Genomic DNA, 13,674 nt, shown 5'->3' with positions numbered 1-13,674 from the left:
GAGGTAAGTCGGGTCACGTCGAGCTGAAGGGGGACGCCTCGGCGACGGCGCGGGACGGCGCGCCGCGCGAGGCGCCTGCGGCGAACGTGGCATGAGGCGGTATCCCGCTCGACTGTCCGGGAGATGCGCTCCGGCTGACGCCCTGCGTCTGTCGTTCTACGATGCCGCGCATGAGAATGCGCACATCGCTTCGATGCCTCGCTGGCTTCGGCATCCTGGCGGCATCCGGTTGCGGTCTGGTGCTCGGCCTCGACGACTTCAAGGACGGCGTGCCTGCCGGCGGGGCGACGTCGGCGGGCTCGGGCGGAGGTGGCACGTGCGAGCCGGAGCGTGAGGTCGAGTGTTACTCCGGCCCTCCGGGGACGGAGGACGTCGGGATCTGCCAAGCCGGGACGCAGGCGTGCAAGGAGGATGGCTCCGGCTACGAGGCGTGCGCGGGTGAGGTGACGCCGGCGGCAGAGACGTGCGCGAGCCCGGAGGACGAGGACTGCGACGGGAAGGACTGCGTCGCGTGGGCGAGGCTCATCGGTGGCGCCGAGGAGGAGACGGTAAATGGCATCGCGGTAGACGCGGTGGGTAATGTCTATGTCGCAGGCTCGTTCAGTGGGGCGATCTCATTGGGGGAAAACGTGCTTATCGCTTCCGGGAAAAGCGATGCGTTTCTGGTTAAGCTTTCTCCCTCAGGAGAGTTCGTGTGGAGTCGGCAGCTTGGTGGTATACGTGACGAGTCGGTGTACTCGCTCTCCGTTGGCCCCGACGGGCATCCCATCGTTGCTACTATTGAGATTGGTTTTAACCCGGTGTTTCTGGATCTGGTGCTACACCGGTACGATCCGGATGGAGAGCTGTCGTGGCGAAGAGCGCTCGGCGGTGGTTTCTGCGGAATCGTGCCAACCGTCGTGAGGTCGATGGCGTTCGCTCCGGATGGGGATGTCGTTGTTGTGGGCGACTACTGTGGTGATGTGCGGTTTGACGACAATCACGTTGTTTCCAATGCGACGGATTTGGCGGATGTGTTCGTTGCGAAGATGCGATCTTCCGACGGCTTAATTGATGCTTCCACCGGATGGGTCAACACTTTTGGTGGCGAGGGTTCTCAGTATGCGCATGGCGTTGCGGTGGATTCCGCCGGCAATGTGATCGTCGTTGGTCATTTTTATGATGGCTTGAGCATCGGCGACGCTTCGTTTGTGTCGTCCGGCGGTTCCGATGTCTTTCTTTCCAAATTGACGAATCGCGGTCTCGTGAGCTGGGCGAGAGCGTTTGGTGGAACCGAGGACGATTCGGTAGATTCTGTCGCTGTGGATAGGCTAGGTGGGCCTGTGGTGCTCGCTACATTCAGAGGTGCGTTTGACGTCGGCGGTGGAGAGCTGGTCGCGAATACCTTCGCGCGGACAGTGTTCAAGTATACGACCGCGAACGCCTATCGATGGCATAGGATATTTGATATGGACGGTATGGATGTTGGGTATCTGTCCGTCGAACCGCAAGGTGGCTTGCTGGCCGTGGGGAGGCTCACTGGTGATGTGGAGCTGGATGGCAAGGTGCTCCGTCCGGGTTCAGCGAAAGACTTGTTGTTGTTGGGGATGAGTGATGATGCGAAGCTGCTTTGGGATCGAGCTTTCAGCGAGGTGGGGGATTATAGTGTTGCGTCGCTGGCGCGTCGTGGCGCTCAAGAGTTGCTGGTTGCTGGGCGTGCGAGTAGTGGTATCGACCTCGGTGAAGGTGTTATGAGCCCGGAAGGGGAGAGCGATATATGGGTGGCGAAGTTCCAGCCGTGACTCGAGTGCGCGGAGCGCGCTCGAGCGCAGGCGTCCTGGCAGGGGACGGGTCGCGCGCCGAGGTGCGTGCGGTGGGCGTGTAAGGTGGCGCCCGCGGGGGCGAGCTCGTGAGCCGCGTTGATGACGGCTGGGTGGGTGCCTGACGACAAAAGACGAGCCGTGAGGCGAGATTTCCGTGCTACCTGCCCTACTGGTTGCACGGATCTGCGACGGCACCACAGCTCTCGCTGCAGTCCGTGCAGGCGCAGGCATACACGGCGTCGGCCATCTCTTCAGCGCCAGGGTGAGCTGTGTCGCAGTCGCTGAAGCACTGCGGCTGAGGGTCGCTCTCCATGCACGCTTGTGCGCACCGGAGCCAAGGCTGGCAGTCCTCATCGAACGCGCAAGCGGTCAGACAGCCGTTTTGTCCTGCGCAGCTCAGGCACTCCACGCCGCTGCCTCCTTCCGTCCCCTGGCACTCGCTCAGGCAGCCGGCGAGCTCCGGATCCACGGCATCCCCTGTGAGCGACTGGAGCTGCTCGCACGTCGCGTCGCGCACGCACTGAGCGCCGCACTCCGCCGCCGGCTCTGCGCAGTCGAACGTGAAGAGGTCGCACACGGGAACCATGCACTCCTCGGCCTTGTCGCACGCCTGATCGCACACGGTGCCGCCTCCGGCGCCGCCCGCTCCGGTCGACGCCGCCGTCGTGGACGCGGCCGTCGTCGAGCTGCTGCTGCTCGCCCCCGTCGTGCTCGACGTCGTGCTGCTCGTCGTTCCCCCGCTGCCGCTGCCGCCGCTCCCCCCGTCGCCGCCGGGGTTCTCCGTCGTCTCGCCCGAGCAGGCCGCGATGGTTCCGCCCGCAACGAAACAGAAGACGAACACAAGAGAAGAAATTCTGCCGCGCATCGCCGTCCTCCTTGGGCGCGCCGCGGGCCTTCCAGATGATTACCCCCAGCGCCGCGCGATCGTTCGCCTGCTGCATTCCCCCGGCAAGACCTTTTTTGCCGCCTCGATGCCCCCGCGTGAGCGTTTCCGCGCCCGCGTCCGCTGGCACCCCGGCCCGCCGCGCCGATGCTCATGGTCGCCGGCGGCGCCCTCGAATGGCAGTGAGCCCGGCGCGGGCCCTCAGCTCGGCGCCGGCCCCCTCATCCCGCCCCCGCGCCCCCTCATCCCGCCCCCGCGCCCCCTCATCCCGCCCCGCGCCCCCTCATCCCGGCCCCGGCGACAGCGCCCCGAGCTCCGCGCCGCCGCGCTTCTCGCCGAGCAGATCCAGCGCCGGCACCTCGCGCGCGTCGCCCTGCCCGAGCAGCATCTTGGACGACCGCTTCGGCCTGAAATCCGGCCGGCTCGGGTTGAGCTTCCACCAGCTCCCCTCCACGACCACCCACGGCTCCTCGCCCGCGCGCACCACCTCCGCCGCGAGCCGCGCGCGCGTGATGCCCGTGATCGCCCGCGTCTCCGGCAGCGCCGCCGCCAGGCGCTTCAGCCCGTCGGGCATCCCGCCGTAGCTCACCTGGGTCACCACGTTGTGGCCCGCGTCGAACCGGTAGATGCTCGTGCTCAGCACCTCGATCGAGGGCGAGTCGTCGCTGACGAGGATGTTGTTCCGCAGCCGGCAACCCCAGCTCCCGTTGCCGCACTGGAGCGCGGGCCGGCCCCGGCTGCTCATGACCACGGTGTTGTTGCGGATCAGGTTGTTGCGGCAGCCCCAGAGCGGCAGCGCGTCGGGGCCGCTCACCTGCTCCGGAGAGCGCGGGCCCGGCTCCACATAGGCCTGGTCGAACGGGTTCCCGTTGTCCCACTGCGCGATCCCGCTGCCGAGGTTGCCGTAAATGAGGTTGTTCTGGATGACCGAGTCCGACACCCCCGCGAGGTTGATCGCCCCGCCGCCGATGCGCCCGTTGCCGTTGATGACGTTCCGCTCGATGATGAAGTTCACGCCGCGGCCGTCCGGAAACCCGTGCTCGCCGAACCGGTCCGTCGCGAGCTTCATCAGCCCCGCGGCCCAGGCGCGGGTCGGCTCCCTGCGCGGATAGCCCCGGAACGACGGGTGCTCCAGCACCGCGTCGAGCGAGGCCTCCGGATCGAGGTTCGCCTGGAACCCGCTCGCGCTGTTGCCGAAGAACACGTTGCGACGAACCACGTAGTTGTCCGAGCCGTCGGACACGTAGGCGCCGTGCTCGGCGGCAGAGAAGGCGAACAGGTTGTCCTGCAGCAGGACGGTGTGGCTGTCGGTGGAGTGAAACCCCCACGTCCGATGGTGATGAGAGAAGTTGCCGACGATCGCGATGTGGTGCGCCAGCCTGCCGGTCTCGCCGAACGCGCCGTCGACCATGATCCCCGCCTTCGGCGTGCCCGCGCTCTGCCTGCCGGGCCCGCTGCTGCCGGCGAGGCGGAACCCCTCGATCACCACGTGGTGCGCCCCCTTCAGGTAGATCATCCAGTTCGGGTCGGCGGCGGCCCCCCGCTGGATCACGACCTCGCCCGGGCGCCCCATGGCCTTGAAATGGATGTACCGCTCCTGCGTGGCGCTCGGCTTCTCGCCCAGCGAGAACCCCGCGTACGCGCCCGGCAGCACCGCGACGAGATCGCCGCCGCGGGCCGCGTCCGCGGCGTCCTGGAGCGTCGCGAACGCGCGCGTGACCGGCAGGTCCTGCGGCTCGGCCGCGGCGCCCGGCGCGTTCAGGTCGAGCGCGGCGACGCGGATCGTGGCGGGCGCCGGCGCGCCCACGACGAGCACGCGCTCGTACCGCCGCTGCAGCTTCAAGGTCTGGCTCACCCACGCGTCGGAGTCGCGCGTCGTCACGAACGGCTCGACGGCCGCGGGCGACGGCGGCTCCGCGGGCGCGGAGGGCTCGGCCGGCGCGGGGGGCTGCTTCTGCGGCGCCGTCGGCTGCGCCGGCCCCTCGGGCGGCGGCCCGGCGACGTGGATCGTGGCGCTGCAGGCGAGCGCGGCCGCCGCGACGAGCGCGCCGCCGATGCGCGCGCAGCCACGGGCCAGCTGGATGACGCTTGTCGGTCCTCTCATCTCGACGCTCCCGGGAAGGCCGCCCCCCGCCGCGGCACGCGGGCTCATGCGGCGCTGGGTCTGTTTACCCCGAAGCGCGCGCCTCAGCCAGACGAGCTCGCGTCGCGGGCGCGGGCTCACGTCGCTGCCTGGGCTCGCAGCGCGGCGCGGGCTCACGTCGCGGCCTGGCCCCGCGGCGCGGCGCGGGCTCGCGGCGCGGCGCGAGCCCAGGCCGCGACGGCTCGCGCCCGGCGCCGCGGCGCGCCCCGCTCCGGGCGCAGCGCGCCGCGCGTGGTGCGACATCGCCATCCAGGGGCGGCCGCCATCCAGGGGCGGCCGCCATGACCCGGCCCCGTGGCCGTTCGCTTCCTTCGCTGCCGTTCCTTTGGTACGAAGAGCCCATGAAAGCGCTCCCCTCGCTCGTGAGTGTCGCTCTCGCTTCCGTCACCCTCCTCACGCTCGCGCCCGAAGCGCAGGCGAACATCAAGAATCCGAACGATCACCCCGACTACGTGGCCGAGCTCGAGCCGCACGGGAACTTCGTCTTCCTGCACCGCGACTACGGTCTGCGGCGGGCCGGGTACAGGTACTACGACGACTTCGGCGACCCCGAGTTCGGCGTCGGCTTCCGCGCCACGATCGAGCTCGCCGATCCGGCGTTCATCCCCAAGCTCAACAACACTGTCGGCATCTCGTTCGGCCTGGATTTCACCAACTGCACGTACTGCCGCCGCGACTTCACCATCTGGAGTCCGGTCACCATGCAGTGGAACTTCTTCTTCAACGACAAGTGGAGCGCCTTCGCCGATCTCGGCGCCGTCCTCCGCACCGACGGGTTCTACCACCGGGTGTGGTTCGACTTCGTCACCATGGTCGGCGGCCGGTACCACTTCAACGACGACATCTCGCTGACCATGCGGATCGGCTATCCGTTCTTCAGCATCGGCGCATCGTTCTTCACCGGCTGAGCCGCGCCGCGCCGCCCCTCCGGCGGGCTGGACCGCCCGGAGCGCCGCCCTGCCGCCGCGGGGGCCGGGGGAGAGCGCCCGGACTCCGCCGTGGGCGGCGGGATCTTGCCGGGGCAGGCGTGCGGGGCGGACATCGGGCGCGTGCGGATGCGCCCCACCCTGGTTAGACTAGCCAGAGATGGTCGGCTGGTATTTCGTAGGCATCCTCGGGCTCGCCCTGCTGATGGTCGTCCACGAGGGAGGGCACTACCTCGCCGCGCGCGCCTACGGCATGCGCGTCCTGAAGTTCTCGATCGGCTTCGGCCCCACCTTCTTCAAGGTGGTCCCGAAGGACGGGTACTTCTGGTTCACGACCGCCGCGGACAAGGTCCGCGTGCGGCTCTGGCGTCACGACCCGGTGAAGCACGGCCCCACCGTGTTCCAGGTCGCGATGATCCCCTTCCTCGCGTACGTGCAGATCGCGGGGATGAACCCGCTCGAGGAGGTCGACCCCGAGGACAAGGGCAGCTACGCGAACGCGAGCCTGATGGGCCGGATCGCCGCGATCTTCGCCGGTCCGCTCGCCAACTACCTGTTCGCGTCGGTGCTCTTCTTCGCGAGCCTGATGACGGGGGGCAAGCCCTACCGCCTGACCGACATCGGCGTGGTCGCCGGGATGCCGGCCGCGGCGGCCAACCTCAAGGACGGCGACCGCATCGTCGAGATCGACGGAGCCCCGGTCAAGGACTGGGAGAAGATGGCGGAGATCATCTCCCGCAGCCCTGGCCGCCCGCTCGACATCGTCGTGGAGCGCGCCGGCGAGCGCGTCCAGGCCCAGGTCACCCCGGTGAACGAGAACGGCGCGGGCAAGATCGGCGTGATGGCCATCGGGCCGATCCAGTCGGCGCCCGTGACCGCGAAGGAGGCCGCGGTGCTCGCCGTGACGAAGCCGCCGAAGGTCGTGCAGAGCCTGGTCGTCGGGCTCGGCCAGTACCTGACGGGCAAGGTCGAGGGCGAGCTCGGGGGCCCGAAGCGGATGATCGAGGAGACGGCGCACGCGGCCAAGCGTGGGTGGGCCGAGGGGCTCGAGTTCCTCGGCCTGCTCTCGGCCTACCTCGGCGCGTTCAACCTGATCCCGTTCCCGGCCCTGGACGGCGGCCGGCTGATGTTCCTGTTCTACGAGGCCGCCACGCGGCGCCGGCCGAACGCCCGCATCGAGGCGCACATCCATCTGGTCGGCGTGTTCATGCTGATCGGGTTGATGCTCTACGTCACCGCGAACGATTTCGGCCTCGGGTCGAAGTAGCGCCGAGCCCGCGCCTCCCCGTGGCATGAGGTATCCCGCGCGGGCTCCGGCGCCGGCCGGGCGGCTCGCCCGCGCGGCGGCGTGCCTCTCGCTCCTCGCGCTCGCCGGCGAGACGGGGGCCGCGCTGGCCGCGCCGCCGGGTCCGGGCGCGTGGTCCGACGAGGAAGAGCAGGCCGTCTTCGACGTCCCCGCGCCCCCGACGCTCCCGGGGCTCACGCTGCGCGATCCGACCTTCACGTTCGAGTACTCGGCGGCCGCGATCGAGCCCGAGGCGACCAGCCAGGCGGGCGGCAGGACCGCCTACGCCTGGTACTCGCACGGCGAGATGGAGGTGCCGCTCGTCCCCCGCAAGTGGTTCGTCGGCGCGGTGCACGACAGCGCCGCCGCGAGCGTTCCAGGGGTCGGCCGGTCGATCTTGCTCGGGAGCCCCGAGCTCTACGGGCGGGGCGTCTGGTCGAGCGTGCGCGGGCTCGCGTCCGGGGGAGGCTTCGGCATCGTCCTCCCGGTCCCGCGCGACGTCTCGCCGGCCGAGGCCGAGGTGCTGCGGACCGCGCGCGTGGTGCGGCCGTGGGACGAGACGCGCTTCCGGGAGCTCACGCTCACGTTCCGCCCCTGGTTCGACATGCGGCACATCACCGGGCCGTTCATCTTCCAGCTCCGGCAGGGCATCGACTGGTCGCTGGTCGTGCGCCGCCTCCGGTCCGACGAGCGCCGCACCGACATCTCGGCATACACCGCGTTCTACTTCGGCTACCGGCTCGCCCCGCCGGTCGGCGTGGGCCTGGAGCTGTGGGAGGTCTACCAGCTGACGCAGGACCTGCCGGACGACAAGCGCGCGACGTTCGCTATCTCGCCGAGCATCCGCTTCATCCTGGCGAACGTGCAGCCGGCGCTGAGCGTGCTCTTGCCGGTCGCGACCCCGCTGCGCGGCGACGTCGCCTGGTACTACGCCGCGCGGCTCAGCGTCGGGTTCACCTTCCCGACGGATCGTCCGCGGGCGCGCCGGTGAGCCGGTGAGCGGGCGGCGCGCTCGCCGGGCCCGCGCTCCCCGCGCGCGCGGGGAGGCTACTGGGAGGATCGGACCCCCGCCGCCGCGGGCCCGGGCGCACCCCGGCGAGCGCGCTCCCGCGGGCGAAGGTGAGGGGATCTCGTTCGAGCGCGTGCATCCAGCGCGGCCGCTGGGTACCCTGGCGGCGTGGTCATTGCGGCATGGCTCCGGCGCGGTCTGGTTCTCGCGGCGCTCCTCGCGTCGACCGGCTGCGCGACCCAGCTCGTCAGCCTGAACGAGGGGCCGCGCGAGTACGTCGCGACGGACTACGAGAACGTGCTGCGCGCGTGGACGCGCACGGAGCACCTGTTCGCGCTCTCGGAGCTCGACAACTTCCTCACCGCCACCGCGACGTTCGAGTCGTGGGACTTCCGCTGGGCCTACGTGGCCCGCTACGCGCAGGACTACCGGCTCACGATCGAGCAGCGGCAGAAGCTGCTCGAGAGGACGCTCGAGGAGACGCGCCAGCGCCACCAGTTCTTCGTCGCGATCTTCGGCGGCGAGCGCAAGTACAACGACCTCTCGACGCCGAACAGCGCGTGGATCGTCCGGCTGATCGACGACACGGGGAACGAGACGGCGCCCGAGGAGATCGTCGCGATCCCGAAGCCGAACGCGCTCGAGCGGACCTATTTCCCGTACAACACCGTGTGGCGGCAGGCGTTCCGCATCCGCTTCCCGCGCGCGACCGCGGAGGGCAGGCCGACGATCTCGCCGAGCGCGAAGTGGTTCGGGCTCCGCTTCGCCGGGGCGCAGGGCAACAGCGAGCTCGTCTGGCAGCTCAACGACGACGAGGAGCCCACCGAGGCCGCCCCGCTGGAGCAGGAAGCCGCGCGACGGCTGCGCCCCATGAGAGGCCGGCTCTAGAGCTGCGGCCACCCGCTTCGGATACGGGCCCATCTCGACGTTTTCGGTGCTCAGCGCACCGGAGTGCGCTTCCGCGCCGAAAACGCCGAGCTGGACCCGTCTCCTGTGCGGGTGACCGCCGCTCTGCAATCCATGAGCGCTCTGCAATCCATGAGCGACCCGGCGAACCGCTCGGGGCCTCGGGCGCGCGGCGCTCGTGACGGGCGGGCGATGCGGCGGGCCGCCCTGCGCGGCGCGGCCCGCCTTCGGTCAGCCGCGCTGGGCGTTCAGCGAGACGGACTGCGCGAGGATGGAGAGCAGCTCCGGCGTGCTCTCGAACAGCTCGCGCAGCGCCGGGTGGTCGACGATGAGCACGAGCGCGCCGGTCCCGGCCGCGCGCGCGATCGCCGGCGCCGGCTGGCCGCCGAGCAGCTCGGAGGCGAACAGCAGCTCGCCGGGCCTGGCGGCGCCGGCGAGCTCCTGCGTCCGCTCCGCGACCAGCTCCAGCGTGCCGGCGCCGACGATCACGAGGCCGGGCATCGGATTGCCGGCGTGGATCAGCGGCTCGCCGGGCTCCAGGCTGCACAGGCGGAGCCGGCCGAGGACCCGGCGCAGCAGCGTCTCATCGAGCTCGCCGAGCGGCCCCATGGTGACGCCGGCGAGCGACTGGAGCCGGTCCGCGACGGCGCGCAGCTCGTCGAGCACCCAGGGGCAGGTGCGGAGCGCGTTGTCGATGGCCGCCTGGTCCCAGATCGCCACCCGCGCGCCGCGCGCGCCGGCGACGACGCGCAGCGGGATGCCCTCCTCGAGCGTCCCGCGGGACGGCACGAGCGCCCTGATGGCGGCGTGCTCGGCGGGCGCATCGACGATGGTCGCGCACACGGCGGCGCTGCCGCTGAGCACCAGCGCTGCCCCGTAGACGGCGAGCTCCTCGTCGGGCGCGAGGTCTTCCACGTGCGCCGCGAGCGCGAGCTCGTCGTGCATCTCCTCGGGCAGGTCGGCGAACGCCTCGACGTGCTCGAGATCGCGGCCGGTGAGGGTCGCGGCGCCGGCGGCGGGCGGCGAGGCGCTGGCCGCTTCCGGCTGCGGCAGATCCGGCGCCTGCTCCGGGTCGAGGTCGGCGGTCGCGACCGTTCCCTCTCCCAGCGGCGAGCCGGGCGGCGGGTCGAGCACGATGGCGGCGAGGTCGATGGTCTCGCCCGCGTCCGGTCCGGGCCCCTCGACCGCGAGCGCTCCGGGCTGCGCCGCGTCGGTCACGAAGGGCTGCGACGCATCGGCCGCCAGGGGCGCGTCGCCCGCCGGCAGCGGCTCGACGGCGGTCGCTTGGGTCGCGGGCTCCTCCACGAGCGCGATGTCCGCGTCGTCGAGCAGCTCTTCTTCCGCCGTGGGCTCGGCGGTCGCCGCATCGAGCTCGAGCGGGCGCTGCGCCGGGTCCGCGGCGCCGCCGGAGGCGGGCTCGTCGAGCGGCGGACCGACCTTCGCCTGCAGGTCGTCGCCTTGCGCCGCCGCCTGCGGCGCGGGGAAGGGGCTGTCGAGCCGCGACGACGTCGGAGCGTCGAGATCGCTGTCGGAGAGCTCGATGACGACGGTCCCATCGGGCGTCGAGACCGGGGAGCGCTCTTCCGTGCTCGCGGCAGGCTCGATCGTCGTTGCAGGGATGGCGGCCGCGCCGGCGCCCTTCGAGATGACGTCGTCGGCGGAGGCCCCGAGGTGCCCGGGCGGCTCGCTTCCGGAGGGCGTGGTTGCGCGGGCGCGCGGCGCCGCCGGTGCCTGCGGCGTGGGTGCCTGCGGTCCGGGTGCCTGCGGCGCGGGTGCCGGCGGCGCGGACGCCGGCGGCGCGGGTGCCTGCGGCGCGGGCGGCCGCGCGGAAACCGGCTTCCGCTTGAGCGCGAGGTCGAGCGGTGCTGCCGAGGTGACGACCTCCTCCTCATCGCCCGCCTGCGGCGTCGAGGGGGGCCGGCGAGCCACGAGGTACATGTCGCCGCTCGGCGTTATCGTCTCCTGAAGAGGCCGAGGTGGCGCGGCGATCTCCGCGTCGTCGGACCAGGGGTCGAGGATCGGCTCGCGAGGTTTCCTTCTCGAGCTGGCCGTCGCGACGGTGGGAGCGGCCGTCTCTGTGCGGGCTGGGGCGGGCGTCGGGATCGGAGCCTCGACGAGGATCTCGCCGATGTCATCGTCCGGCGCGTGCACCTCGGTGAGCGCTGCGGGGCTCGGGGCGTAGGGCGGCGTCGGCGCGGCGGAGGCGAGGGGCGCGAGCGGCGATGCGGCCGGCGGCGGCGCGGAAGGAGCCGGCGCTGCGGGCGGCGGCGGTGGTGGCGGCGCAGCGAGCGGCGACGGCGCTGCGGCCGGCGGTGGCGCGGCCGGCGGTGGCGCGGCCGGCGGCGGCGCGGAAGGAGCCGGCGCTGCGGGCGGCGGCAGTGGTGGCGGCGCAGCGAGCGGCGACGGCGCTGCGGACGGCGGCGGTAGTGGCGGCGCCGACAGCGGCGGCGCGGCGAGCGGCGACGGCGCTGCGGACGGCGGCGGCAGTGGCGGCGCCGACAGCGGCGGCGCGGCCAGTGGCGGCGCGGAAGGCGACGACGCCGCGGGCGGCGGAGGCGGAGGCGCAGCAGGCGGCGCCATAGGCGGCGGTGCGGCCAACGGCGGCGCCGACGGCGACGGCGAAGCAGGCGGCGGAGGTGCAGCGAGCGGCGGCAGCGGCGCGACGGGCGGCGGCAGCGGCGCAACGTGCGACGGAGGCGCGGCGGAGGTCAGCGTGGGTACTGGCGGCGGCGCCGGCAGAGGCAGCGTCGGCGGGTGCGTCGGCGCGGCGGGCGGCGGCAGCGGCGCAGCGGAAGGGGCCGTCGAAAGCGGCGGCGGCGCAGGCGGAGGCAGCGTCGGCGGGTGCGGCGGCGCGACGGGCGGCGGCGGCAGCGGCGCAGCGGAAGGGATCGCCGAAAGCGGCGGAGGCAGCGTCGGCGGGTGCGTCGGCGCGGCGGGCGGCGGCAGCGGCGCAGCGGAAGGGGTCGTCGAAAGCGGCGGCGGCGCCGGCGGAGGCAGCGTCGGCGGGCGCGGCGGCGCGGCGGGCGGCGGCAGCGGCGCGACCGACGGCGCCGACGCCGGCGTGGCCAGTCCCTGCGGGGGTGGGGGCGCCGCAGGTGACGGCGGCGCTGGGGCTTGCGCGGCAGGTGGAGGCGGAGGTTGCGGGCGCGGGGGCGCGAACGACGGCGGCTGCGGGCGCGGGGGCGCGAGCGGCGGCGGCTGCGGCGGCGCCGCCGGCGGCCCGAAGGACGGCGGCTGCGGCGGTGCCGGCGGCCCGAAGGACGGCGGCTGCGGCGGTGCCGGCGGCGGCCCGAAGGACGGCTGCGGCGGCCCGAAGGACGGCGGCTGCGGCGGCGCCGGCGGCGGCCCGAAGGACGGCGGCTGCGGCGGCGTCGACGGCGTCCCGAAGGATGGCGGCTGCAGCGGCGCCGGCGGCGGCCCGAAGGATGGCGGCTGCGGCGGCGTCGACGCGGGCGCGGCGATTCCTGGTGCGGGCGGTGATTGCGCATCCGCGATGAGGCGCGGCGGCGGTGGAGCACCGAGGCTTGCTGCCGGAAGCGGGGAGGACGTCGACGAAGGCAGCAGCACCGCTGGCGGCGGCTCGCTCGTGGGGTGCGCCGCGGCGGGGCGCGGCGGCGGGGGCCCCATCGTGGCGTCAGCCCGGCCACGATCCGGCAACGACGCCAGGGTGGGCGGCGGCTCCGGAAGTCCCGGCGCCGGGGGAATGCGGGGCGGGGCCGATGACGGCCTGGGCGAAGCTGCCCGCGGCACGACCGGCGGCGGCAGCGGGGCGGGCGGCTGAGCGCTCTGCGTCCTGGTCTGCGCCGCGAGCGAGTGCGGGTCCGGGGCGCTCTGCGGTCTGAACGACGGAGGCCCTGGCGGTGGAGGCGGCGGCGGGATCGCGCTCGCTGCCGGCGGGGCGGCCAGCGGAGGCGCCGGTGGTGGTTGGCTCCGATAAAGCGCGCCGGCCTGGGTGTTGGGCGCCGCCGGCGGGGGGGCCGACGGGGCCACCCGCGCAGGCGGTTGTGCGGACGGTGGGTCGAGCCGTTGTTGCGGGTATGCGGCGGCCGGCGGCTGCGGATACGGCGCAGCGGGCGGCTGCGAGCGCGGCGTCTCCGGCCCGAAGGAGGGCGGCGGCTGCGCGGGCGGCGCGGGCGGCGGGAGCGCGCCGCCGGGAGCCTGCTGCGCCGGCCGCTGCGCCATCGGCGGCGGGGGAGGCGGCGGTTGCGGCGCGCTGCCCTGCGAAGCCCCGGCAGGCGCAGGAGAAAACGGCGCGATCGGCCGGTCCGCCGCGGCCGGCCCCTCCGCTGTGCCCGGGAGGAGCCGCGGCGACGGCCGCGACGGCACCTCCAGGCGCTCCGCCTCGGCGGCCAGCTCCGGCTCCGAGAGCGGCTCGAACAGGTCGATCTCGATCGAGGGCATCGAGGCGCGCAGCTCTGCAGCGAGCGAGATGCGGCGGCGCCAGGTCTGCTCGTCGGACGGCGGCGCGTCGTCCTCGTCGTCGGCGGGCGGGGACGGCGCGTCGTCCTCGCTGGCGATCGTCTCCAGGAGATCGGGATCGCTCGGCTGCCCGACCTCCGAGGCCATCACCTCCTCGAGCGCCGTCGCGCACAGCCCGAGCTCCGAGGCGCGGAACGGCTGCCCGGCCGCCCCCGCCGCATCGGCCGCGCGCCGCAGCCACACGATGGCGTCGCGCCGCTCGCCGCGCGCCCACAGCGCGCTGGCCGTGGAGATCCCCCAC

Annotated in this window: 9 protein-coding genes; 6 read left to right on the top strand and 3 right to left on the bottom strand. The window is 73.0% G+C overall.

Features of this window, described 5'->3' with window-relative positions:
* The first annotated feature begins 170 nt into the window (after positions 1-170).
* Positions 171-1,781: an SBBP repeat-containing protein gene (locus WMF26_RS45130; protein ID WP_437997753.1), complete on the top strand. Its 1,611-nt coding sequence runs from the start codon at positions 171-173 to the stop codon at positions 1,779-1,781.
* A 187-nt stretch (positions 1,782-1,968) separates the two neighbouring features.
* Here WMF26_RS45130 and WMF26_RS45125 read toward each other — a convergent pair whose 3' ends face one another.
* The gene (locus WMF26_RS45125; RefSeq protein ID WP_437997752.1) at positions 1,969-2,667 is read right to left on the bottom strand and encodes a hypothetical protein; all 699 of its coding nucleotides are present in this window, start codon (positions 2,665-2,667) and stop codon (positions 1,969-1,971) included.
* Between the two features lie 301 nt (positions 2,668-2,968).
* Complete coding sequence (locus tag WMF26_RS45120; protein WP_437997751.1) at positions 2,969-4,789, bottom strand: right-handed parallel beta-helix repeat-containing protein; 1,821 nt, start codon at positions 4,787-4,789, stop codon at positions 2,969-2,971.
* 380 nt (positions 4,790-5,169) lie between these two features.
* Between WMF26_RS45120 and WMF26_RS45115 the strand changes: the two genes are divergently transcribed.
* From WMF26_RS45115 to WMF26_RS45100, 4 genes are all read left to right on the top strand, one after another.
* The gene (locus WMF26_RS45115; RefSeq protein ID WP_061624636.1) at positions 5,170-5,736 is read left to right on the top strand and encodes a hypothetical protein; all 567 of its coding nucleotides are present in this window, start codon (positions 5,170-5,172) and stop codon (positions 5,734-5,736) included.
* Between the two features lie 178 nt (positions 5,737-5,914).
* The gene (locus tag WMF26_RS45110; RefSeq protein ID WP_061624635.1) at positions 5,915-7,021 is read left to right on the top strand and encodes a M50 family metallopeptidase; all 1,107 of its coding nucleotides are present in this window, start codon (positions 5,915-5,917) and stop codon (positions 7,019-7,021) included.
* 25 nt (positions 7,022-7,046) lie between these two features.
* Positions 7,047-8,030 carry a hypothetical protein gene (locus WMF26_RS45105; RefSeq protein ID WP_437997750.1) on the top strand — a complete coding sequence of 328 codons (984 nt, stop codon included), beginning with the start codon at positions 7,047-7,049 and terminating at the stop codon, positions 8,028-8,030.
* 186 nt (positions 8,031-8,216) lie between these two features.
* A complete protein-coding gene (locus tag WMF26_RS45100) occupies positions 8,217-8,936 on the top strand; it encodes a hypothetical protein (protein ID WP_437997749.1) in 720 nt (239 codons plus the stop codon).
* A 249-nt stretch (positions 8,937-9,185) separates the two neighbouring features.
* On the opposite strand, the gene WMF26_RS45095 is transcribed toward WMF26_RS45100, so the two are convergent.
* Positions 9,186-11,534 carry a cyclic nucleotide-binding domain-containing protein gene (locus tag WMF26_RS45095; protein ID WP_437997748.1) on the bottom strand — a complete coding sequence of 783 codons (2,349 nt, stop codon included), beginning with the start codon at positions 11,532-11,534 and terminating at the stop codon, positions 9,186-9,188.
* A 133-nt stretch (positions 11,535-11,667) separates the two neighbouring features.
* On the opposite strand from WMF26_RS45095, the gene WMF26_RS45090 reads away from it, so the two are divergent.
* A complete protein-coding gene (locus WMF26_RS45090) occupies positions 11,668-12,735 on the top strand; it encodes a hypothetical protein (protein ID WP_437997747.1) in 1,068 nt (355 codons plus the stop codon).
* Positions 12,736-13,674: the final 939 nt, after the last annotated feature.

The organism is Sorangium sp. So ce185 (genome assembly GCF_051526825.1).
GTDB classification, from domain to species: Bacteria; Myxococcota_A; Polyangia; order Polyangiales; family Polyangiaceae; genus Sorangium; species Sorangium cellulosum_D.
The sequence above is the reverse complement of the archived record's forward strand: the minus strand, read 5'-3'. Positions and strand labels throughout refer to the sequence as shown.